Raw genomic sequence first — 24,205 nt, 5'->3', positions numbered from 1 at the left:
GTGAATGTTGGTTGTTTTATTATAAAGCGGATGAAAGGGGGGAGAATGAATAAAGTAAAGAAAGGGTTGGATAATCAGGCAATAGGATTATTGCCTCTATTGCTATTTATGTTTCTGGATAATTATTTTTCTTATTTATTATCCTTTATAATAGGTATTACTTTTTGTTTCGTTTGTATCTTTCTTTTCCAAGTGCTGATAAAAGAGCGTGTTTACCAGTTTTTATTATTGCCTTCTGCTGCTACACTAGTATTGTTTTCTGTTTTTCTTTGTTTGAAGCTGGAGCCTGTTTTATATGTCTATTCACCTCTCATTACAGAAGTTATATTGGTTGTAGTTCTCACTATAGTGGGCTTTTCAAAACGTACAATTTTACAAAAAATCAGGGATTCTAAAAAACCGACTTATAAACGGACATTACTTCGTACAACTTTAAATGAATTTTATTTTGTATCCCAGATTGTCCAGAATTTCTATACACTACATTTATTTATTATCTTGCTTTATAGCATTCTTCCGGATTCGATACAAAGTGTGCGTACAGAACGTTTTTTATATAGAGAATTAGGCTTGATTATCGGCGTATGTGTTATTCTTTATGAACAGATTCGTTTGTCTTTGATGAGAGGAAGCCTGAAGAAAGAAATGTGGCTACCTGTATTGAACGAAAAAGGTAAAGTAATAGGTTGTATTGCCAGGTCGGTAAGCCGTGCTTTATCAAAAAAATATTATCATCCGGTTGTCCGTATAGCAGTTATCTATGACGGAATGTTGTATTTGGCAAAGAGAAGTCACGAGGCTTTTATTTCTCCGAATATGTTTGACTATCCATATTATAGTTATGTGTTGTTCAGGCATAGCATAGAAAATACAGTTAAAGAAACTCTTGGTAGTTTAGGTAAAGAGGAAGGTATAACTCCTCGTTTTTTAATCCGTTATACATTTGAAAATGAAAAAGTAAAACATCTTGTTTCATTGTATGTGGTGTGTCTTCGCAAAGAAGATCAATTAAAAATGTGTAAAAAACGAGAAGGTAAATTGTGGACTACGAAACAGATTGAGGAGAATATGAATAAGGGTGTATTTAGTGAAGCCTTTGAAAAAGAATTTCCCTATTTACAGAATACCGTTTTGCTGGCAGAACGTTTTTGTTGCGAAAATCCTGTAAAACAGTAGAACTTTTTCTTTTATCTGTGTCCTAATTCAATAACTTCAAGATCTTTGATCGCTTTGTCTTCTATCATAAAACGGACTAATGTTCTGACTTGATGAAATCCACTCTTTCCCGCTGCTCCGGGATTTATATATAAGCAATTCAGATTTTTATCGAATACCACCTTTAATATATGCGAATGACCTGCAATAAACAGGTTGGGGCGTGTGTCATATAGTTCTTGTCGAATTTCAGGATTATAGCGTCCCGGATATCCGCCGATATGTGTCATCATTACATTCATCCCTTCTGCATTGAAATGGGCAACTTTGGGATATTGCAAACGTGTTGATTGTCCGTCTATATTGCCAAAAACAGCTCTCAATGGTTTTAGTAAGGCAAGTTTGGAGGCCAGTATATCTGAACCTATATCGCCTGCATGCCATATTTCATCACACGTTTTAAAGTATTCCGAATACTTGTCATCCCAGTATCCATGCGTATCTGAAAGAAGTCCAACTTTAAGCATAACAATTTCTTTTATCCGACAAAAGTATCTATATTTACGCACCTAAGATAAGAATATTATGGAGAATTCATATAAATACTTTAAACGGGACATTAGTTGGTTATCTTTTAATTACCGCGTCTTGTTGGAGGCAGAAGATGATGCTCTTCCTATTTATGAACGGATTAAGTTCCTTTCTATCTATTCTTCCAACCTGGAAGAATTTTACGAAATACGTGTAGCCGAACACCGTGGTGTTATTATGAAAAAGAATTATACAGAAGAGAGCGGTGCTGAGGCAGAGGAAGTTTTAGCGGATATTACGAAAGAGGTAAACCGGCAGCAAGGAGAATATTATCGTATATTTTATGATAAAGTCTTGCCGGAACTTAACAGACAGAATATTTATCTTTATCAAGACAGTATACCGGAATCTTTTCATGAAGAATTTGTTCATAATTTTTTTAATGAGGAAATTTTCCCTTTTTTATCTCCGGTAATGATTCAGGCGGGAGATATCCGAACTTTTATACGTGACCGCCGTCTTTATCTTGTGATCCGTATGGTGAAGAAAAGCAAGCGCTTATCTACTCCCGGATATGTCCCTGAATACCATTATGCATTAATGAAGATTCCGTATGCAAAAGTTCCCCGTTTTATAGAGTTGCCAGTACATGAGGGAAAATCATATATTATGTTTATTGATGATATTATACGTGCAAACCTGTCTAGTGTATTTCCTGGTTATGTAATTGACAGTTGTTATAGTATTAAAATATCAAGAGACGCAGATATTTATTTGGATAATGAGAAAAGCGGTAATATTGTTAAAGATATCCGGGAAAAAGTAAAGAAACGGAAGATTGGAGCATTAAGCCGTTTTATGTATGATCGGGCGATGCCGGATGATTTCCTGGCTTTTGTTTGTGAAGCTTTTGGAATTACTGCTGACGATTTGGTTGTTGGAGGTCGTTATCTGAATCTACAAGATTTAATAAAGCTGCCTAATCCGAAAGGAAAAGAGCTGGAGCAGCAAATACCGGTTCCGATGCGTGTTTCTTTTCTTGACGAAATGGAGTCTGTGTTTAAAGTCGTCAAAAAGAAAGATGTATTACTTCACTTCCCTTATCAGTCATTTGATTATCTGATACGTTTTTTAATGGAGGCAGCTTTTGACCCGAAGGTGGAGGAAATAAAGATTACCCAATATCGTGTGGCAGAAAACTCTGCTGTTATCAATACATTGATCAGTGCTGCCCAGAATGGAAAAAAAGTTACGGTCTTTGTTGAATTGAAAGCCCGCTTTGATGAAGAAAACAATATGAGTACGGCGGAACGTATGGAGCAGGCCGGCATTCGTATTATTTATAGCATCCCGGGGTTGAAGGTACATGCAAAAGTAGCTGTTATCCTACGTAAGGATAATGAAGACGGAGGCAAGCGGAAAGACTTTGCTTATCTAAGTACGGGCAATTTTAATGAGAAGACAGCTAAAATCTATTCTGATATGGCATTGCTTACTTCCAAAGCTGAAATAGTACAGGATATAAATAAAGTGTTTGCAATATTAGAAGGTAATGCGTCAGAACCGGTGTTCCGGCATTTATTGGTTGCCCGCTTTAATATGGTATCGGAATTGACCCGTATGATTCAGCAAGAGACAGAACATGTAAAGCAAGGCCGGAAAGGTCGTATCATATTGAAGATGAATGGTCTTCATGATCAAAATATGATTAATGAATTATATAAGGCCAGTGAGAATGGTGTAGAGATAGATTTGATTATTCGGGGTATTTGCTGTTTGGTTCCAGATCAACCGTATAGCCGTAATATCCGGATTACCCGTATTGTCGATATGTTTCTTGAGCATTCCAGAGTTTGGTATTTTTATAATGATGGAGAAGAAAACTTATATTTGACTTCTGCCGATTGGATGCGCCGTAACCTGAATCGCCGTATTGAGACAGCTTTCCCTATATTAGTACCGGAGTTGAAGCAGGAAATAATAGATATTCTGAATATACAGATGCGTGATAACGTAAAGGCTTGCCGGATCGATGAAAATTTATGCAATAACTTTAAACGGGATGATAATCCGCATAAAGTCCGTGCGCAGTTGGCTATTTATGAATACTTGAAAAATAGATCATGATGATTAAAGGCAGGATTATTTTGAATAATCCCTGCCTTCTTCTGCGTTAAAATGGAAACTTTCTCCTTGTTTTACGACTTCTTCCTTACCATTGTTGTTCTTTAATAATACTAGATATACTTTCTTGACTACAGAATTTGTATATTTTCCGGCAAGTAGCTTGTTCTTATTCTCCATTCTTGTGGGTAAAGATTGTTGGCACGGTTGCCCAAGTGTTTTACGAAACCTAGAGGGAATCCTTTGTAAGTAACTAATACGTAGCCTTTCTCTATACTTTCGGGTAGGAGAAGGGCTTCTTTTTTTAGATAGCGTATTGCATCGTCCCAGCTAAGTTCCACAGACGGGAAAGCATCCCGGCGCAGTGCTGTGCTAAGTGCCAGTTCTTGCGAAGGAATCAGGTCTTTGCCCTTCAGCTCACCAAGGCAAACGCCTGCCGAGAGGATATGCAGCCGGTCGTGTAAAAACGGATATACATCGGCAACTGATTTTGGTTTCATTAGTATGAAATTTTTGTTCCATCCTGATGAAAATAAATTTTCATACTGAAGAAACTTTTTTGCATATTCCGGAACGGGAGGTTCCGCCTTTCTTTTTTCTTTCTTTTCTTTTGTCTTGAAACGAATTTCTTCGGCTTCACCTTCTGCTTTGCGGAGAACGGCCAGAAAGAACCCCTCGCCTTTGGTTTTATGTGGAAAGAAACGGTAAACCGGATAATTGTGTTTAAGGGCACCGGTTATTTGCCATTCTTCCGGTGTTGAGATTGAAAGGGCTTCGGCACCTAATTCTTCTGTAATGTAATATACATTATCTTCATCTTCTTCCGTATTGTATGTGCATGTGCTGTAAATCAGTATGCCTCCGGGCTTTAAAGCATTCCATATATCATGGATGATACGTCGGCTCCGTCCGGCACATAAGTTAACATTGGCAAGGCTCCACTCGCCTGTACTGTCGGTATCTTTACGGAACATTCCTTCACCGGAACAGGGAACATCTGTTACAATGACATCGAATAGATGGGTAAGCTTGCCTATTTCTTCAGGGTCATTGTTGGTAACAATAACATCGGGTATTCCCCATTTGGCCATGTTTTCTGCAAGGATATTGCTTCTGCTCCGGATAACTTCGTTGCTTACAAGCAAACTGCCTTCCGGCAAAAGGCTGGCAAGATGGGTGGATTTTCCTCCCGGAGCGGCACATAAATCCAAACAACGTACAGGTTCGGTTACGTACTGTTTAATGGCTTGTTCCAGAAACATGGATGAGGCTTCCTGCACATAGTAAGCTCCTGCATGAAATAAAGGATCGAAAGTAAAAGATAAACGTTCCGGCAAATAAAAGCCGCTTTTACACCATGCCACAGGTTCGCCGCCGTTGGGTGTATGAGTTCCTTTCTTTTCATTGATACGGATGCTTACGGGTACTTCGGCCTGCAAAGCTGTTTCCAATTTGCTGAATTCGTCGCCTAGCAAGGCACGTGTACGGGTAATAAAATCAATAGGAAGTGACATCTTATTCTGTTTGTTTGCTACAAAAATACTACATTTGCAGAAAACAAACAGTATGCAAGCATCTCTTTTCCTTATACCTGTCACTTTGGGAGAAACGGAACATCGCCGTGTGTTGCCGGAATACAATCGTGAAGTTATATTGCAGATAAAGCATTTTATTGTTGAAAATGTACGTACGGCACGTCGCTTTCTGAAGAAAGTAGAGCCGTCTATAGTGATAGATGAACTGACTTTTTATGAATTGAATAAGCATACTTCTCCCGAAGAAGTGACCGGCTATTTGTCCCCGTTGGCAAAAGGAGAGAATATGGGTGTTATATCTGAAGCCGGATGTCCTGCCATTGCAGATCCGGGAGCTGATGTGGTGGCTATTGCTCAACGTAAAAATTATCCGGTTGTGCCGTTGGTTGGTCCTTCTTCTATTTTGATGTCGGTAATGGGTTCCGGCTTTAATGGACAAAGCTTTGCTTTTCACGGTTATTTGCCGATAGAGGCTTCGGAACGGATAAATGCGATCAAGAAACTGGAAGGGCGCATCTATTCGGAGAACCAAACACAACTTTTTATAGAAACTCCATACCGAAATAATAAGTTGGCGGATGAGCTTATCCGTACGTGCCGTCCTTCTACCAAGCTATGTATAGCATCTGATATTACGTGTGAGGATGAATATATCCATACTCGTCCGATTAAAGAATGGGTAGGAAAGGTGCCTGATTTAAGTAAGAAGCCCACAATCTTTTTAATCTATAAATAATATATAGTGCGTATGGCTGCATATCAAGCTCACGAAACTGCTGTAATTGACCCGGGATGTGTTATAGGCGACGGTACATATATTTGGCATTTCTCCCATCTGATGGCGGGATGCAAGATTGGAAAGAATTGTAATATCGGACAGAATGTGGTTGTTTCACCGGATGTTGTATTAGGCAATAATGTAAAGGTGCAGAACAATGTCTCTGTTTATACCGGAGTTGTATGCGATGATGATGTGTTTCTTGGTCCTAGCTGCGTGTTTACAAATGTTACGAACCCACGTAGTGCCGTTTGCCGTAAAGATCAATATAAGAAAACGTATGTTGGCAAAGGTGCAACAATAGGAGCCAATGCAACAATCGTTTGCGGACATGTTATTGGCGCTTATGCTTTGATTGGGGCAGGAAGTGTGGTGACGAAGGATATTCTTCCTTATGCATTGGTTGTAGGTAATCCTTCCAGGCAGGTAGGTTGGGTAAGCGAATATGGCCATCAACTTTCTTTTGATAAGGCTGGCTATGCAACTTGTCCTGAGAGCGGACAAGAATATCAACTTCTGGATAATGAAGTAAAACGGATAAAATAATATTGCTGTCCGATAAACATAAGTAGGAGAGGGCTTGCAAAAGAGTTGTCTTTTGAATAAAAAAGTCCCGTCTTAACACTAAAAGAGCAGACTTTTAAAGTGTTAAGACGGGACTTTTATTAATAAAACATATATCCCTTTTATTGCTGTTCATGTATACTTTTTAGCAAGCCTTCAAGCTCATGTCCAGACTTTTTACAGAGTGGGTAAGAGCGCCGACAGAGATATAGTCAACACCACATTCTGCATAGTCGCGTAAGGTGTCGAATGTGATACCGCCGGAAGATTCCAATTCATAGCGACCTGCTACGCGGCGTACAGCTTCCTTTGTATTCTCTATATTGAAGTTGTCAAGCATAATTCTGTCTATTCCACCCACTTTCATGGCTTGTTCCAGTTCATCAAAGTTACGCACTTCAATTTCTATCTTCAGATTTTTGCCTTTTTCTTTTAGGTATTTCTGTGCACGGGTGATAGCTTGTTCGATACCTCCGGCAAAGTCTACATGATTATCTTTCAGCAGAATCATATCAAACAATCCGATACGGTGATTTACGCCTCCTCCGATCTTTACAGCTTCTTTTTCCATCATACGCATACCCGGAGTTGTTTTACGGGTATCCAGTACGCGTGTCTTGGTGCCTTCTAATGCTTTTACGTATTTACGGGTTGTTGTTGCTATACCGCTCATACGTTGCATTACGTTCAGCATCAGGCGTTCGGTCTGCAACAGAGATTGTACTTTCCCTTCTACCGTGAATGCTATATCCCCTTTCTTTACTTCTGCTCCATCGTTGATGAAAATAGTCATTTTTAATTCCGGATCGAAGTCGTGAAAGATACGTTTGGCCATTTCCACACCGGCAAGTACACCATCTTCCTTGATGATAAGCTGGCTTTTTCCCATGGCAGTTTCAGGAATGCAGCATAATGTCGTATGATCGCCATCTCCAATGTCTTCGGCGAAAGATAGCTTGATTAAGTCGTCAATTAGTTGATCCATTTATTCTATTCTGATTGATTGTATAATCGCTTTGTTTTCTTCCGAGCGGTAGGTCACATTTACCCGGTATTCGCCGCTTCCTGTTGAAAGTTTGCCAACGAAAAAGCCGCTTTCCTTTTTATCGGCATGATGAACTATCGTGAATCCGGAAGGTTTGTTAGAACTAAAGAATGTGTTCAGTTGTGCAATGGCTTCATTGCTGTTGCATTTCTTTGTAGAATTGGGCAATGCCATATCTACTTCTTTATCCATGGAAGCAGATAGTGATGAGGCATTTCCTCCTTTGAAAGCATTTGATATATTCGTTATATCAGCTGCCTGGATGCTTAATACAGAGAGTATCAAGGCGAGCGTAAGTAAAAATCGTTTCATAGCTTTCCTCTTTTTTGTGAATAATCAGCTACAAAGGTATGTATTTTTCTCGTAACTTAGCCCCTCTAAATGCGTTAATTGTAAACAGATGAAGATTGCATTGGTTGTGATAGGCAAGACAGATGCCGGTTATTTTGTAGAAGCTATTAATGAATATAAGAACCGCTTGGTACACTATATCCCTTTTGAGATGGAAGTTATTCCTGATATAAAGAATGTAAAGAATCTATCCGAGTCGCAACAAAAAGAAAAAGAAGGCGAGCTGATTTTAAGAGCACTTCAGTCGGGAGATTACCTTGTTTTGCTTGATGAAAAGGGCAAGGAGTTTACCTCAATGCAGTTCTCTTCCTATATAGAGAAAAAAATGCACGCGGTTCCAAAGCGGCTAGTCTTCGTGATAGGTGGTCCTTATGGCTTTAGTGAAGCTGTTTACAAGGCTGCATCCGAAAAGATTTCTTTGAGTAAAATGACTTTCTCGCACCAAATGATTCGTTTAATCTTTGTGGAGCAGATATACAGAGCGATGACTATTCTGAACAACGAACCTTATCATCATGAATAGAATAAGGAACAGGTTCTTTTAATCGGTTCACGGCTGTGGTTTGGTCGGATCACAGCCGTGATCTGTTTAGTTCTTCGTGGAGAAATGAATAAAATGCTTCGGGGCAGTTTTAAAATTCATGCGTTTTTTGCAATAACATATAATCAAGTAAGGTAATGGCTGCCATTGATTCGACGATGGGCACTGCGCGCGGAAGTACGCATGGATCGTGGCGTCCGCGGGCTTTCAGTATTGTATCTTCACAATCCTGTGTTACTGTTTCCTGTTCCATCAAAATGGTTGCTACGGATTTGAATGCAACGCGGAAGTATATGTCTTGCCCGTTTGAAATGCCGCCTTGTATTCCTCCTGAATGATTTGTATGTGTATTTATATGGCCATGATCGTTGAAGAAACGGTCATTACGTTCGGAGCCTCTGAAAAGTGCAGCATCAAATCCGTCTCCATATTCAAATCCTTTTACAGCATTGATAGTTAGCATTGCATGCCCTAATGCTGCATGTAACTTGCCAAAGACAGGTTCGCCTAATCCTACAGGAGTACCTGTTATTACACACGTGATTACGCCTCCTACTGTGTCTCCTTTTGATTTGATCTCTGCTATAAGTTCTTCCATCTCGGCTGCTTTTGCCGGATCAGGACAACGTACGGCGCTATCTTCTGTCAGGTTAAGATCGTAATCCTGATAAGAACCTTCCAGCTTTATAGAACCAACTTGTGAAGTAAATGCCTGTATCCGGATGCCTCGCTGGCGTAGGGCCAGTTTAGCAATAGCTCCGGCAACACAACGCGCAATTGTTTCGCGGGCGGACGAACGTCCTCCTCCGCGCGGATCACGGATGCCGTATTTAGTTTGATAGGTGTAGTCAGCATGAGAGGGACGATATAAAGACTTCATGTTGTCATAATCGGCCGAGTGTTGATTTTTATTCCAGATAATAAAGCCGATTGGCGTCCCGGTTGTTTTTCCTTCGTATATACCGGAAAAGAATTGTACTTCGTCGTCTTCTTTGCGTGGAGTAGTGATGCGTGACTGCCCTGGTTTTCTTCGGTTTAATTCCTGCTGGATAAAATCCATATCCAGATCAATGCCGGAAGGGCAGCCGTCTATTACGCCTCCGATACCTGCGCCGTGCGATTCGCCGAACGACGTTAGCCTGTATATATTACCAAAAGTGTTGAACATAAGCTTGTGGGTTTTTGCTAAATGAAAAATGGTTAATAGCTAATTGTTTGTTGCCAATTAACTATTAACCATTCAATAAATATCGATTCTATAATTATTAGTGGCAACCACCGCAACCGCAGCTGTCGTGGTCTTTGTCTCCACAGTCGCTGCCGCAATCATCGCAGCCGCAATTACATCCGCCTGCAGGAGCTGTCATTGCAGCTACTTCTTCTTCAGAAGGTTCGTGAACATCAAGTACTGTTCCGCTAAAGTGTAAGGTTTCACCAGCCAGAGGATGATTAAAATCCATTACAATGATATCTTCCTTTACTTCCAGAACAGAACCGTTCATACGATTACCGTTGGAATCCATCATTGGGACTGTGTTACCTTCTTTAATCATTTCAGAGTCAAACTTGCCGTCCACCTCGAAAATGTTTTTCGGAAGATCCAGTACATGCTCTTCTACATATTCGCCGTATGCGTCGGCAGGAGCTATAGAGAAGTTGAAGGTATCACCTACTTCCAGTCCTTTCAAGGCATCTTCGAAAGCGGGGAGCATCATGCCTGTTCCGAATATGAACTTCAAAGGAACTTCGGCTGTTGCTTTTTCCATCAGTTCGCGCTCTTCACCTTCGCCTACGTTCAGGTCGTAAGTAACCGCAACGTACTTATTTGCCGTAATTTTCATATGTAATCTCGTTTTTATAATGTAAAAATACTATTAAGCTGACAAATTTACGGATTATTTCTGACTTATCGGCGTATTTCCCAAAGAAATAGAGGATGCTTTGCCGGATATATCTATTTTTAAGAATATTATAATTACCTTTGCACCGTTTTAATAGCCTATATTTTAGAATAGGCAACATTGTATATAAGGTAATATGCAATTGTGAGGAAGTACTTGATGATACTATATAATTATTTTCAAGATTTTTCAAAATAAAGTAAGGATTGTATACCTGAAATATACAATCCTTATTCAGGGTAATTTATTTCTTTTCTTTATTTAGTGCTTTCTTTAATGCATTTAATGATGTTTCCAAGATAGAGCGTGGACAACCAATATTCAAACGCATGTGTCCTTCGCCTCCCGGACCGAATATACTTCCATCGTTTAATGCCAGACCTGCTTTGTTTTGGAATAAATCGACAAGCTCTTCTTGATTAAGTTTTAGTCCTCGGCAGTCTAACCAAATAAGGAAGGAGGCTTGTGGCATGTACATTTTAATCTTGGGTAAGTTTGTTTTGATGAATTCATCTACAAAACGGACGTTTTCCATAATATACATACGCATTTGTTGTAACCATTCAGCACCATATGTATATGCGGCTGTTGTTGCTTCATAAGCAAATATTGTTCCGTCTCCGAATTCTCCGGCTTCGAGAAATTCATAAAATTCTTTGCGTAAACGATCATTGGGGATAATTGCGTATGATGTTACGATTCCTGCAATATTGAATGTCTTACTGGGAGCCATAAATGTGATGCAACATAAAGCCGCATTATCGGATACGGTAGCAAACGGATAGTGTTTATATTGCGGATAAGCCATTTCTGCATGGATTTCGTCGGAGATAACGAGGATATGATGTTTGGCGCATACTTCGGCAAGTTGTACTAATGTCTCTTTTTTCCATACAATACCACCCGGGTTGTGTGGGTTGCACAAGATTAATACCTTGCATTTTTCATCTATAATAGATTCCAGTTGTTCGAAGTCCATTTCATACGAACCTTCCACCAGTTTTAACGGATTGTAAACAACTTCGCGTTTCATACTTTGCGGAACGATGCGGAACGGATGATATACCGGAGGCTGGATTATGACTTTGTCCCCCGGACGGGTAAAGCATTGAAGTGCAAAACTGATGCCTTTTACTATGCCGGGAATATAACTGATCCATTCTTTTTGTATTTTCCAGTTGTGCTTGTAATGTACCCAGTTAATGATACTTTCATAATATTCGTCCGAGCCGTATGTATAACCGAATACCTCATGTTCACAGCGTTTTTTTATGGCCTCGACAATGAAATCGGGTGTGCGGAAATCCATATCTGCTACCCAAAGAGGTATTAACTTTTCATCGCCGAACCGTTCTTTTAGTAAATCATGTTTTATACAATTTGTGCCGCGACGTTCGATTACTTCATCAAAGTTGTACTGTTTCATATTCTATAAAATGTCTGTTTCTTGTCTGTGTTGCCGTCAAAGATACAAATCTTTATAATATAGATATCTATGATATATGAAATGATTGCTTTTAAATCTATTGGAAAAGCCTTTGTGGTGTGTTAAAGTGCAAGTGTAACATATTTTTTTTGTTGATAAATGAAAGAAAAAGAAAGAATTTTCTTTTAAATCCTTTGTTGATTCCGATTATTGTTCTACATTTGCTGCGTCAAGTAAAATAAAGACGAAAAGAAAAGATGATGAACAACGTATTGCATATTATTCTCGTGGTGGTCCTTCTAGTCATTAGTAGGTAAGGAGAAAGGTGTGTAAGATGTTGTGAAATCGTGAAGATATTCTTAAGCCTTTCTCCTTATAGAGAAGGGCTTTTTTAATTTATAAAAGATATGATGAAGCATCCGTTAAGAAGTTCATACAGTACCGAAGGCCGCAGAATGGCAGGTGCGCGTGCTTTGTGGCGTGCCAATGGCATGAAAGAAGAACAATTAGGCAAACCTATTATTGCAATAGTTAATTCATTTACACAGTTTGTACCGGGGCATGTACATTTGCATGAAATCGGGCAACTGGTGAAAACGGAAATAGAAAAACTCGGATGTTTTGCTGCCGAATTCAATACGATTGCCATTGACGATGGTATAGCTATGGGGCATGATGGAATGCTTTATTCGCTTCCTTCACGTGATATTATTGCCGACAGTGTTGAATATATGGTGAACGCTCATAAGGCAGATGCTATGGTTTGCATAAGTAATTGCGACAAGATCACTCCGGGAATGTTGATGGCAGCCATGCGGTTGAATATTCCCGCAATCTTTGTGTCTGGTGGTCCGATGGAGGCTGGAGAACTGGACGGCCGTCATCTCGACCTGATTGATGCTATGATAGAGTCTGCGGATACTTCAGTGAGTGATGAACGAATTAAACAAGTGGAGCGCAGTGCATGCCCGACTTGCGGAAGCTGTTCCGGTATGTTTACTGCCAATTCAATGAACTGTCTGAACGAAGCAATAGGTCTGGCTCTTCCTGGCAATGGTACGATTGTTGCTACGCATGCAAATCGTATTCAGCTATTCCGAGATGCTGCTAAACAGATTGTCGAAAATGCTTATAAATATTACCGGGATGGCGATGACTCCGTTTTACCTCGCAGTATAGCTACCCGCCAGGCTTTCCTTAATGCAATGTCTTTGGATATTGCAATGGGTGGTTCTACAAATACGGTGCTTCATCTGCTGGCTGTTGCTCAAGAGGCAGAAGTTGATTTCACTATGGACGATATAGACAAACTTTCCCGTAAGACGCCTTGTTTATGTAAAGTAGCTCCGAATACACATATCTATCATGTGCAGGATGTAAATCGTGCCGGTGGAATTCTTTCTATTATGAAAGAGTTGATGGAAGGCGGTTTGGTGGATGGCACGGTAAAGCGTGTAGATGGTAAAACATTGGCAGAGGCTGTAGATAGTTTTGGCATTACTTCTCCAGGTGTAACAGATGAAGCTATAAAGAAATACAAGAGTGCACCTGCACATAAGTTCAGTATTCGAATGGGCTCACAGGAGTCTTATTATAAAGAATTAGATACCGACCGTGCAAATGGCTGTATCCGTGATGTGGAACATGCTTATTCGAAAGACGGCGGTTTGGCTGTCCTGAAAGGTAACATTGCTCTCGACGGTTGTGTTGTAAAAACAGCCGGGGTGGATGAGAGCATATGGAAGTTCTCAGGTCCGGCAAAAGTATTCGATTCACAGGATGCTGCTTGCGAGGGTATCCTGGGAGGCAAAGTTGTATCAGGAGATGTGGTTGTCATTACCCATGAAGGTCCGAAAGGAGGACCTGGCATGCAGGAGATGCTTTATCCTACTTCTTATATCAAGAGCCGTCATTTGGGTAAAGAATGTGCATTGATTACCGATGGACGTTTTAGTGGTGGAACATCCGGGCTTTCTATTGGACATGTATCTCCCGAGGCTGCTGCCGGGGGTGCTATCGGCTTGGTAAAGGATGGCGATATTATAGAAATAAATATACCCGAACGTATTATTAATGTAAAGGTGAGCGATGTCGAATTGGCCGAACGTCGTAAAGCGGAAGAAGCCCGTGGAGCGAGAGCATTTACTGCTCCTCACCGTCAGCGAGTCGTCTCGAAAGCGCTGAAGGCTTATGCTAAGATGGTAAGCTCGGCGGATAAAGGAGGAGTTCGTATAATAGAAGATTAAACACAAGGCTAATATAATTTAATATGGATACACATAAGATAACCGGTTCGGAAGCTTTGCTGAAGGCGCTGATTGCTGAAGGAGTAGATACTATCTTCGGTTATCCGGGCGGACAGGCGATACCTATTTATGATAGTTTATATGATTACAGAGATAAATTAAGGCATATATTGGTGCGCCATGAGCAAGGCGCTACGCATGCAGCTCAGGGTTATGCCCGTGTTTCTGGTAAAGTAGGAGTGACATTGGTTACTTCAGGTCCCGGAGCAACCAATACTATTACAGGCATTGCCGATGCGATGATGGATAGTACGCCAATGGTAGTAATTGCCGGACAGGTACCATCACCATTATTAGGAACGGATGCTTTCCAGGAAGTAGATGTCATTGGTATTGCACAACCTATTACCAAATGGGCTTATCAGGTTCGTAAACCCGAAGAAATTGCTTGGGCTGTTTCGCGTGCATTTTATATTGCATCAACCGGCCGTCCTGGCCCGGTTGTGCTTGATATAGCAAAGGATGCTCAGGTTGGTTTACTGGAATATGAATATAAAAAAGTAGATTATATCCGTAGCTACCAACCGGAACCAGATATAAAGAAAGAAAGGATTGAAGAAGCTGCGAGCCTTATCAATAATGCTGAAAAACCATTTTGTTTGGTAGGACAGGGCGTTGTGTTGGGTGGCGCGGAAGAAGAATTGAAAACATTCCTGTTAAAGAATGATATACCGGCAGGTTCAACAGTTCTTGGCTTGTCGGCTTTGCCTTCTGACTTTTCTTTAAATAAAGGAATGCTTGGCATGCATGGAAATGTGGGTCCGAACCGTAAAACGAACGAATGTGATGTGTTAATTGCTATCGGTATGCGTTTTGACGACCGTGTAACCGGGGATTTGAAAACTTATGCTAAACAGGCAAAAATAATTCATCTGGATATCGATAATTCGGAAATAGGAAAGAATGTTCCTGTAGACGTAAAAGTGCTGGGTAATGCTAAACATTCTATACCGATGATTACCGCCTTATTGGAAGAACGTAAACGTCCTGAATGGAATGCCGAATTTGAACCGGATGAAAAGGAAGAATACGAAAAAGTGATCGGCAAGGAGCTTTATCCTTCCGAAGGCAAACTGAAGATGGGTGAAGTAGTCCGTAAAGTATCTGAAGCAACGGGCAATGATGCTGTGTTGGTTACAGACGTAGGCCAAAATCAGATGATGGGTGTGCGCTATTTCAAATATAAACAAACCCGCAGTGTAGTAACATCTGGTGGTTTGGGAACAATGGGTTATGGTCTTCCTGCAGCGATTGGTGCGAAACTGGGCGCTCCTGAACGTACGGTTTGTTTTTTTACCGGTGATGGCGGCATCCAGATGACGATTCAGGAGCTGGGGACTATCATGCAGGAAAATCTGAATGTGAAAGTTATTGTTCTTAATAATGATTTCTTAGGTATGGTGCGCCAGTGGCAGGAATTATTCTTCCACGAACGTTATTCAAATACGATAATGAAGAATCCGGATTTTGTTGGGATTGCTAAAGCTTATGGAATAGCCAGCCGTGCTGTTGATAAACGTGAAGAACTGGATGACGCGATTGCCGAAATGCTGAATCATGACGGTGCTTATGTATTGGTTGCCAATGTGGAAACCTGTGGTATGGTCTATCCGATGGTTCCGGCCGGGGGAAGTGTTACGAACATGATTTTAGGAGATAAGTAAGGAAGAACAGTTATGAATATAAAGAAATTATATACCGTTATCATCTTTTCGGAGAATACCGTTGGTCTTTTGAACCAGATTACGATTATCTTTACGCGCCGGCAGCTGAATATAGAGACACTTTCAGTTTCGCCTTCAGCTATTGCCGGTATCCATAAGTTCACTATTACGACTTTTGCCGATGAGGATATGATTGACAAGGTTGTAAAACAGATTGACAAGCGTGTTGATATTCTGAAAGCTTACTATAATACAGACGAAGATCTGGTATATCAGGAAATAGCTCTCTATAAGTTGAGTACCGAGCTCTTTATCAAGATGGGAACGGTGGAAGACCTGATTCGTAAGTATAATGCCCGTATTTTGGAAATGAACGAAGATTGCGTTGTATTGGAAAAGAGTGGTCATTATGATGAGACACAGGCTTTGTTTGAAGAACTTAGCGGGTCTATCGGCGTTTTGCAGTTTATTCGTTCCGGGCGCGTGGCTATCACGAAAAGTAAAGTCGAACGCTTGAGTGATATGTTGGCAGATATGGAACGTAAATTGCAAGGAAGACAACAGTAATAAAGGTAGATATGGAGAAAGTAGGAGTATTTCACTTTGATGCGGAGTCGTACCAAATGGATTTTAGAGGTCGTGTTACGATTCCAATGATAGGTAATTACTTGATTCATGCAGCTTCGGCACATGCGGCAGGACGTGGTTTCGGGTATGACGATATGACGGAGAGGCATACTGCCTGGGTTCTGTCCCGTTTGGCTCTCGAAGTGACTGAATATCCGAAAAATGCCCAATCTATAACGGTTTATACTTGGGTGGATGAGGTAGGCCGACTCTTTACCAGCCGTTGCTTTGAGCTGGCGGATGGTGAAGGAAAAACTTTTGGTTTTGCCCGTTCTATCTGGGCGGCTATAGATTTGGAATCGCGTCGTCCTACTTTGTTGGATGTGGAAGGGTTGAGCATATATATATCCGATCGTATTTGTCCAATAGAAAAGCCTGGAAAGATTCTCCCGGTAGAGAACAAAACAGAAGGTGTCCCTTACATGGTGAAGTATAGCGACCTGGATATAAACGGACATTTGAATAGCATTAAATATATGGAACATTTACTAGACCTGTTTGACATTAATATGTTCCGCGAGAAAGAGGTAAACCGTTTTGAAATAGCTTATCAGGCAGAAGGCAAATACGGTATGATGTTGGGATTGTATTCTATTGAAACAATCCCTGGTAAGTATGATATGGCTATATGCCATAAAGGCAAGGCTATTTGTCGTGCGGCGGTTACCTGGAAATAGAATTTTTATTAATACATTATATTTTAATAGTAAAAGAAAATGGCAGTAATGAATTTTGGCGGTGTAGACGAAAATGTTGTTACCCGCGAAGAATTTCCGTTGGAAAAGGCAAGAGAAGTGTTGAAAGATGAAGTTATCGCAGTAATTGGTTATGGTGTTCAGGGACCAGGGCAGAGTTTGAACTTACGTGATAACGGATTTAATGTTATCGTTGGACAGCGCAAAGGTAAGACTTATGATAAGGCAGTAGCTGACGGTTGGGTACCGGGAGAAACACTGTTCGACATAGAAGAAGCTTGTGCAAAAGCTACAATTATTCAGGTTCTTCTTTCAGATGCAGCACAGATTGAAGTATGGCCACGTATAAAGAAATACCTGACTCCGGGGAAAGCATTGTACTTCTCTCATGGTTTCGCTATTACGTACAAAGAGCGTACTAATATTATACCTCCTGCAGACGTAGACGTAATTCTGGTTGCTCCGAAAGGTTCAGGAACTTCCCTTCGCCGTATGTTTCTTCAGGGACGTGGGTTGAACTCAAGTTATGCTATCTTCCAAGATGCTACAGGTCGTGCTTTCGACCGTGTTGTGGCTTTGGGTATCGGTGTTGGTTCTGGTTATTTGTTTGAAACGACATTCAAGAAAGAAGTATATTCCGATCTGACAGGTGAACGCGGTACTTTGATGGGAGCTATTCAAGGTTTGCTGCTGGCTCAGTACGAAACATTGCGTGAACATGGACATGAACCTTCTGAAGCGTTCAATGAAACTGTTGAAGAATTGACTCAATCATTGATGCCTTTGTTTGCTGAAAACGGTATGGACTGGATGTATGCAAACTGTTCAACTACAGCCCAGCGTGGTGCTTTGGATTGGATGGGGCCGTTCCATGATGCAACAAAACCAGTATTTGAAAAGCTATATAGCGAAGTTGCCTGTGGCAACGAAGCCCAGCGTTCTATTGATACAAACAGCAAACCTGATTATCGCGAAGGTTTGGAAAAAGAATTGAAAGCTCTTCGTGAAAGCGAAATGTGGCGTGCAGGTGCTGTAGTACGTAAATTGCGTCCGGAAAATAATTAATTATATTCAGAATTTATGGTGATAAAAAAGGCAGAGAGTATTCTCCGCCTTTTTTATTATCTCCAAAAATAAAAATATTTAGTCCATGAGGGAAAATATTAGGTAAACACATCTGATTATAAGAAACTGTTTTGAATTTATTGAATACTTTTTTTAAGTATGATTTGACAGTAACTTATCCCTGTTTATCAGTGAAGTTGGTTGGATAATTACTTATAAAAATCATAGTTATGATTTTAACGGATCATAGTTATGACTAAAAAAAATCATAACTATGAAATGTCATAATTCAAAAATAATCTTCATATATGCATTAGCCAAAGTCATCGCATTATGAAATCAAATCAATTAACCGTACCTGTAACCGGAAGCCTGAAACGTGTACAAATCTCCAATCCATTTACTTGGTTGAATCTTGCCAGGGTTTATTCTTTCTTATCTTTCGGTGCAATTGAGTGCAATGAAAGAGAAGCATGGCATTCATGGTGATGTTCATGGGACGAACAGCCTATGCCGGAATCTGTAATTTTCCCGCGCAGATAGTCAGTGGCAACATCCAGAATATTTCCGGAACAACCTCTCATTACTTTTATATGGTGAGATGTAAGGACGTTCAAAGCTCCTTGTCCCATATTCCCTGCCAACATTACACTGACACCCATGTTTTCCAATTCTTCTGCGATATTGGATTTACATCCACATCCTTGCGGAGAAGGAATAGTCTCACTGCTTAGAATTTGATTGTCTTGCCCTACTGTCAAAATTGTGTAATACTCACAGTGACCGAAATGGTTATCAACCACATTGCCTTTGGTCGGAATTGCAATTTTCATCATAATCTCATTTTTATTAATGTTAATATTACTTATGTTTGTGTCATCAGAGTGACATACAGGACATTTTATTTTGCGGATTTTAAGTGCAGGATCGATATTATTAAATAAAAAACCGCATACTCCACAACGGAATCATTCACTATCTGTGTACACTACTCCGCCTTTTATCATTATAGCAACACCACGAACCAATGCTTTGGCAATCTTTTGCCTAGCACTGGTATATATCCGACTAAGGGTCGGACGTGATACCCCCATTGAGACGGAAGCCTCTTGTTGGTTTTTCATTTCATAATCACATAATCTTATAGCTTCATATTCTTCAAAATGCAAGAGTATAGTCTCTTTACAACAACTGTTGAAAGCTATCGGCTTAAATCCTGCAACAGAAGGCGTATTATTGATTTTGCGTATGTTCTTTGGACGTGGTGACATTGTATATTTACTATTTACAATCGCAAAGATAATGAACAAATGTTCAAAATAAAAAAATAACAAAGTGCTTTTCTTAAATCTGTTTGAGTTATATTTTCTTCATCCACCTTTTGTATGTATGATAGATGTTGCTGATCTGTAAATAACCGGACTGTACGGGCTCTTGATATTCGGGCAAGGATAGATATTGATTGGTGGTCTATGTTTCTTAAAACACTTAGTAACTATAAAATTAGAATAATTCTCTAGAGATTCAAGCAAACAAGATTCGATTTTTATCTCTTACTTTTGCACTCAATTTAATATTCAATATATGGTAAAAGCAAATATGAAAGGAATACAACTGATGGCTATCGTTAGTTGTACAATAGTGTGGATGGCATCCTGTAAACATGCTCCGGATGCGCAGATGAAAGCGTCTTACGCAACGATGAAAGTCTCTACCGCAGATAAAGAGTTGACTACACCCTATTCTGCTACAATTCGTGGTCGTCAAGATATAGATATTTATCCGCAAGTATCGGGTACTATAGAACGACTCTGTGTAACAGAAGGGCAGGCAGTGCGAAAAGGGCAGTTGCTTTTTGTCATAGATCAAATTCCTTATAAAGCAGCTCTGAAAACAGCTCAAGCAAATGTAGAGGTTGCAAAAGCAGCTTTGAGCACAGCCGAATTGAATTATAACAGCACAAAAGAACTCTTTGCCAAAAAGGTTGTTTCCGAATTTAATTTGAAAACAAGCCAAAATAATTTTCTAACAGCAAAAGCTCAATTAGCACAGGCGGAGGCACAGGAGTTAAATGCTCGTAATAATCTTTCCTATACAGAAGTTAAAAGTCCGAGTGACGGAGTTATCGGTATGTTGCCTTATCGTGTTGGAGCATTGGTCAGTGCTAGTATCCCCCAACCGCTGACTACAGTTTCCGATAATTCAAACATGTATGTATATTTTTCTATGACCGAAAATCAGCTTTTAGCAATGAGCCGTCAATATAAAAGTATGGATGACGCTTTGGCTAATATGCCGGAAGTCACATTGAAACTGAACGACCAGTCTATTTATGAGCAGAAAGGAAAAATCGAATCTATCAGTGGAGTAATAGATCGGCAGACTGGTACGGTTGGCGTACGTGCTGTATTTCCAAACGAATTCCGTTTGCTTCATAGTGGAGCTTCCGGCAATGTACTTATTCCACAGGCTTATGATGACTGTATCATTATTCCGCAAGGCGCAACAGTGCGTTTGCAAGATAAAACTATTGTTTATAAAGTAGTGGACGGTAAAGCTGTTTCCACATTAATTACCGTTGCCGAAATCAATGACGGTCGTGAATATATTGTACTTGACGGACTGAAAGTCGGTGAAGAAATTATATCCGAAGGAGCCGGATTGGTTCGTGAAGGAACACAAGTTAAATAAAGAATCGAAGTATGAAAGGAAACATATTTATCAAACGGCCTGTTATGGCCATTTCCATCTCTATTCTTATCTTGGCGATTGGATTGATCTCTCTCTTCACTTTACCTGTCGAACAATATCCGGATATTGCTCCGCCTACAGTCCATGTATCGGCAAGTTATACCGGAGCAGATGCCGATGCGGTGATGAATAGTGTCATCATGCCATTGGAAGAAAGTATCAATGGTGTAGAAAATATGATGTACATGACTTCTACTTCTACTAATGCAGGTTCGGCAACTATTGAAGTCTATTTCAAACAGGGAACAGATCCTGACATGGCGGCGGTCAATGTGCAGAATCGTGTAACAAAAGCGCAAGGTTTATTACCGGCGGAGGTAACTCGTATAGGTGTCAGCACACAAAAACGGCAAACCAGCTTTTTGCAAATCGATGCTCTTGTAAGTCCTGACGGGCGCTATGATAAAACATTTCTTGGAAATTATCTAGACATCAACGTTGTTCCTCGTATCAAACGTATTGAAGGTGTAGGTGATGTTATGGAGCTAGGCGATACTTACAGTATGCGTATCTGGTTGAATCCTGAACGTATGGCCCAATACGGCTTGATACCTTCAGATGTGACTGCCGTGTTGGGAGAGCAGAATATTGAGGCTCCAACCGGTTCGTTAGGCGAGAATTCGAAAAATGTGTTCCAATACACTATGAAGTATCGTGGACGTCTGAAAAGTGTGGAAGAATTCCAGAATATCGTTGTACGTGCTCGAGAAGATGGTTCTGTATTACGTCTTAAAGATGTTGCTAAGGTAGAACTAGGGACATTAAGCTATGGTTTCGATAGCCAAATGGACGGTAAGCCTGCCGTTACATTTATGATTTACCAAGTTGCAGGATCCAATGCTACAGAAGTAAATGAACGTATCTCTGCAGAATTAAAAAAGATGGAAGAAGAATTGCCTGCCGGTATGGAATTTATTACAATGATGAGTTCTAACGACTTCCTTTTTGCCTCTATTTATAATGTAGTAGAAACATTGATTGTAGCGATCATACTTGTAATCCTTGTGGTATATTTCTTCCTTCAGGACTTTAAAAGTACATTTATCCCTTCTATTTCGATCATTGTTTCATTAATAGGAACATTTGCCTGTCTGACAGCAGCCGGATTTACCATCAATATATTAACTTTATTTGCCTTGGTGCTTGCTATCGGTACGGTGGTGGATGACGCCATTGTGGTGGTGGAAGCTGTGCAAGCAAAATTCGATGCAGGCTATACATCGCCCTATCAGGCGACAAAAGACGCGATGGGAGATGTAACGATGGCTATTATTTCCTGTACGTGCGTATTTATGGCAGTGTTCGTACCTGTAACTTTTATGGGGGGAACCTCAGGTATCTTCTATACGCAGTTCGGTGTAACAATGGCCACGTCTGTGGGACTTTCCATGATTTGTGCGTTGACACTTTGTCCGGCTCTTTGTGCCATGATGATGCGTCCCAGCGATGGTAATAAAAGTGCTAAAAGTATTAACGGACGGGTACGTGCTGCTTATAATGCCTCGTTCAATGCCGTGTTGGGTAAATATAAAAAAGGTGTTATGTTTTTTATTCATCACCGTTGGATGGTGTGGGCAGGAATGATTGCATCCGTCATTTTATTGGGATGGCTGATCAGCAATACAAAAACAGGTCTTGTTCCACAGGAAGATCAGGGAACTATCATGGCTAATGTCGCTATTGCCCCGGGTAGTACGTTGGAAGAAACAACGAAAGTATTGGATAAAGTAGAAAATATTTTAAAAAACACACCGGAAATTGAACACTACTCCCGCGTAGCTGGTTATGGTTTTTTGGCAGGGCAGGGAACTTCTTACGGTATGGCTATCATTCGTTTGAAGAATTGGAATGAACGTAAAGGCAGTGAACATATTTCCGATGCCGTAGTAGCACGTTTGAATGCACAATTCGCTCAAATTAAAGAAGCACAAATATTTTGTTTCCAGCCGGGTATGATACCAGGATACGGTTTAGGTAACTCTATTGAACTGAATTTGCAAGATCGTACGGGTGGGGACATGAGTACGTTCTACAAGAATGCCATGCAGTATATCGGAGCCTTAAACCAACGCCCTGAAATAGCAATGGCTTATACGTCGTATGCCATGAATTTTCCTCAGATAGCAGTAGATGTGGATGCTGCCAAATGTAAACGTGCAGGCATTTCGCCTTCGGCAGTACTTGATGTATTGGGCAGTTATTGTGGTGGATCATACATTTCCAACTATAATCAGTTTGGGAAAGTATATCGAGTGATGTCGCAAGCTTCACCGGAATATCGCCTTGATGAACAGGCTCTAAATAATATGTTCGTACGAAATGGTACGGAAATGGCTCCTATAAGTCAGTTTGTAACTCTAAAAAGAGTACTTGGTCCCGAAGTAGCCAACCGTTTTAACCTTTTTAGCTGTATTACTGTCAATGTGAATCCGGTACCAGGATATTCTACAGGTGAAGTACAGAAAGCTATTGAGGAAGTAGCCTCACAAATGTTACCTACGGGTTACGGTTACGAATATGGTGGTATGGCGCGTGAAGAAGCTAGTAGCGGAGGTTCACAAACGCTCTTTATTTATGCAGTCTGCATCCTGCTCATTTATTTGATTCTGGCTTGTCTATACGAAAGTTTCTTGGTTCCGTGGGCTGTCATTCTTTCTGTGCCGTTTGGTTTGATGGGGTCATTCCTGTTTGCTAAATTATTCGGATTAGAAAACAACATCTATTTGCAGACTGGTGTAATCATGTTGATAGGCCTTTTAGCCAAGACTGCGATTTTGATTACAGAGTTTGCTGTTGAGCGTCGTCGTCAAGGAATGGGAATAATAGAATCTGCATATTCGGCAGCTCAAGCTCGTTTGCGTCCGATTTTGATGACCGTGCTTACAATGATCTTCGGTATGCTTCCGTTGATGTTTTCTACCGGAGCCGGAGCCAATGGTAATAGTTCGTTGGGTACAGGTGTTATCGGAGGTATGGCTATTGGGACATTGGCATTATTGTTCGTTGTACCGGTGTTCTACATAATTTTTGAATATATGCAAGAAAAAATCCGTCCGCCGATGGAAGTAGAAGCCGATATCCAAGTTGCGTTGGAAAAGCAAAAAAGCCAAACTGAACGTAGTGGTTTAAACAATGAAAATAATTAA

Annotated in this window: 21 protein-coding genes; 12 read left to right on the top strand and 9 right to left on the bottom strand. The window is 40.5% G+C overall.

Annotation, left to right across the window (positions count from 1 at the left end):
- Positions 1–45: 45 nt before the first annotated feature.
- The gene (locus tag CTY47_RS07545) at positions 46–1,176 is read left to right on the top strand and encodes an NUDIX hydrolase (RefSeq protein ID WP_099464842.1); all 1,131 of its coding nucleotides are present in this window, start codon (positions 46–48) and stop codon (positions 1,174–1,176) included.
- An 11-nt stretch (positions 1,177–1,187) separates the two neighbouring features.
- Here the strand turns inward: CTY47_RS07545 and CTY47_RS07540 are convergent, their stop codons facing one another.
- Complete coding sequence (locus CTY47_RS07540; RefSeq protein ID WP_099464235.1) at positions 1,188–1,682, bottom strand: metallophosphoesterase family protein; 495 nt, start codon at positions 1,680–1,682, stop codon at positions 1,188–1,190.
- Between the two features lie 58 nt (positions 1,683–1,740).
- Between CTY47_RS07540 and CTY47_RS07535 the strand changes: the two genes are divergently transcribed.
- Complete coding sequence (locus CTY47_RS07535) at positions 1,741–3,813, top strand: RNA degradosome polyphosphate kinase (protein WP_099464234.1); 2,073 nt, start codon at positions 1,741–1,743, stop codon at positions 3,811–3,813.
- 128 nt (positions 3,814–3,941) lie between these two features.
- Here CTY47_RS07535 and CTY47_RS07530 read toward each other — a convergent pair whose 3' ends face one another.
- The gene (locus CTY47_RS07530) at positions 3,942–5,324 is read right to left on the bottom strand and encodes a methyltransferase RsmF C-terminal domain-like protein (protein ID WP_099464233.1); all 1,383 of its coding nucleotides are present in this window, start codon (positions 5,322–5,324) and stop codon (positions 3,942–3,944) included.
- Between the two features lie 52 nt (positions 5,325–5,376).
- On the opposite strand from CTY47_RS07530, the gene CTY47_RS07525 reads away from it, so the two are divergent.
- Together CTY47_RS07525 and CTY47_RS07520 are read left to right on the top strand one after the other, a co-directional pair.
- Positions 5,377–6,081, top strand: coding sequence for an SAM-dependent methyltransferase (locus tag CTY47_RS07525; RefSeq protein WP_099464232.1), 705 nt, complete (start codon positions 5,377–5,379; stop codon positions 6,079–6,081).
- Positions 6,082–6,093: 12 nt separating this feature from the next.
- Entirely contained in the window at positions 6,094–6,669 is a 576-nt protein-coding gene (locus CTY47_RS07520; RefSeq protein WP_099464231.1) for an acyltransferase, read from the top strand.
- A gap of 163 nt (positions 6,670–6,832) precedes the next feature.
- On the opposite strand, the gene nadC is transcribed toward CTY47_RS07520, so the two are convergent.
- Positions 6,833–7,672 carry a carboxylating nicotinate-nucleotide diphosphorylase gene (gene nadC, locus CTY47_RS07515; RefSeq protein ID WP_099464230.1) on the bottom strand — a complete coding sequence of 280 codons (840 nt, stop codon included), beginning with the start codon at positions 7,670–7,672 and terminating at the stop codon, positions 6,833–6,835.
- On the bottom strand, positions 7,673–8,044 hold the full coding sequence (locus CTY47_RS07510; RefSeq protein WP_099464229.1) for a DUF4783 domain-containing protein: 372 nt from the start codon (positions 8,042–8,044) through the stop codon (positions 7,673–7,675).
- A gap of 88 nt (positions 8,045–8,132) precedes the next feature.
- Between CTY47_RS07510 and rlmH the strand changes: the two genes are divergently transcribed.
- Positions 8,133–8,606: a 23S rRNA (pseudouridine(1915)-N(3))-methyltransferase RlmH gene (gene rlmH, locus CTY47_RS07505; protein ID WP_099464228.1), complete on the top strand. Its 474-nt coding sequence runs from the start codon at positions 8,133–8,135 to the stop codon at positions 8,604–8,606.
- A gap of 109 nt (positions 8,607–8,715) precedes the next feature.
- Here rlmH and aroC read toward each other — a convergent pair whose 3' ends face one another.
- The 3 genes from aroC to CTY47_RS07490 all read right to left on the bottom strand — a co-directional run bounded on the left by aroC (position 8,716) and on the right by CTY47_RS07490 (position 11,951).
- Positions 8,716–9,792 (bottom strand): chorismate synthase, encoded by a 1,077-nt coding sequence (gene aroC, locus CTY47_RS07500; protein ID WP_099464227.1) that lies wholly within the window; start codon positions 9,790–9,792, stop codon positions 8,716–8,718.
- Positions 9,793–9,889: 97 nt separating this feature from the next.
- Positions 9,890–10,465 (bottom strand): FKBP-type peptidyl-prolyl cis-trans isomerase, encoded by a 576-nt coding sequence (locus tag CTY47_RS07495; protein WP_099464226.1) that lies wholly within the window; start codon positions 10,463–10,465, stop codon positions 9,890–9,892.
- A gap of 304 nt (positions 10,466–10,769) precedes the next feature.
- Positions 10,770–11,951 (bottom strand): MalY/PatB family protein, encoded by a 1,182-nt coding sequence (locus CTY47_RS07490; RefSeq protein ID WP_099464225.1) that lies wholly within the window; start codon positions 11,949–11,951, stop codon positions 10,770–10,772.
- Between the two features lie 410 nt (positions 11,952–12,361).
- Between CTY47_RS07490 and ilvD the strand changes: the two genes are divergently transcribed.
- Genes ilvD through ilvC form a run of 5 tightly spaced genes read left to right on the top strand, consistent with a single transcriptional unit; the run spans position 12,362 to position 18,308 of the window.
- Positions 12,362–14,197 (top strand): dihydroxy-acid dehydratase, encoded by a 1,836-nt coding sequence (gene ilvD, locus CTY47_RS07485; RefSeq protein WP_099464841.1) that lies wholly within the window; start codon positions 12,362–12,364, stop codon positions 14,195–14,197.
- Between the two features lie 23 nt (positions 14,198–14,220).
- Positions 14,221–15,921 (top strand): biosynthetic-type acetolactate synthase large subunit, encoded by a 1,701-nt coding sequence (ilvB, locus tag CTY47_RS07480; protein WP_099464224.1) that lies wholly within the window; start codon positions 14,221–14,223, stop codon positions 15,919–15,921.
- Positions 15,922–15,933: 12 nt separating this feature from the next.
- Positions 15,934–16,488, top strand: coding sequence for an acetolactate synthase small subunit (ilvN, locus tag CTY47_RS07475; protein ID WP_099464223.1), 555 nt, complete (start codon positions 15,934–15,936; stop codon positions 16,486–16,488).
- A gap of 11 nt (positions 16,489–16,499) precedes the next feature.
- On the top strand, positions 16,500–17,225 hold the full coding sequence (locus CTY47_RS07470; RefSeq protein WP_099464222.1) for an acyl-[acyl-carrier-protein] thioesterase: 726 nt from the start codon (positions 16,500–16,502) through the stop codon (positions 17,223–17,225).
- 39 nt (positions 17,226–17,264) lie between these two features.
- Positions 17,265–18,308, top strand: coding sequence for a ketol-acid reductoisomerase (gene ilvC, locus CTY47_RS07465; protein ID WP_099464221.1), 1,044 nt, complete (start codon positions 17,265–17,267; stop codon positions 18,306–18,308).
- Positions 18,309–18,733: 425 nt separating this feature from the next.
- Here the strand turns inward: ilvC and CTY47_RS17315 are convergent, their stop codons facing one another.
- Together CTY47_RS17315 and CTY47_RS17310 are read right to left on the bottom strand one after the other, a co-directional pair.
- The gene (locus tag CTY47_RS17315) at positions 18,734–19,144 is read right to left on the bottom strand and encodes a NifB/NifX family molybdenum-iron cluster-binding protein (protein ID WP_233202123.1); all 411 of its coding nucleotides are present in this window, start codon (positions 19,142–19,144) and stop codon (positions 18,734–18,736) included.
- Between the two features lie 132 nt (positions 19,145–19,276).
- Entirely contained in the window at positions 19,277–19,579 is a 303-nt protein-coding gene (locus tag CTY47_RS17310) for a DUF134 domain-containing protein (RefSeq protein WP_233202122.1), read from the bottom strand.
- Between the two features lie 313 nt (positions 19,580–19,892).
- Between CTY47_RS17310 and CTY47_RS07455 the strand changes: the two genes are divergently transcribed.
- Positions 19,893–20,999: an efflux RND transporter periplasmic adaptor subunit gene (locus tag CTY47_RS07455; protein WP_099464220.1), complete on the top strand. Its 1,107-nt coding sequence runs from the start codon at positions 19,893–19,895 to the stop codon at positions 20,997–20,999.
- Positions 21,000–21,010: 11 nt separating this feature from the next.
- Positions 21,011–24,205 (top strand): efflux RND transporter permease subunit, encoded by a 3,195-nt coding sequence (locus CTY47_RS07450; RefSeq protein WP_099464219.1) that lies wholly within the window; start codon positions 21,011–21,013, stop codon positions 24,203–24,205.

It is taken from the genome of Parabacteroides provencensis, assembly GCF_900232875.1.
Lineage (GTDB): Bacteria > Bacteroidota > Bacteroidia > Bacteroidales > Tannerellaceae > Parabacteroides > Parabacteroides chinchillae.
Note: the sequence above shows the minus strand (reverse complement) of the source record. Positions and strands in the feature narration are given on the sequence as shown.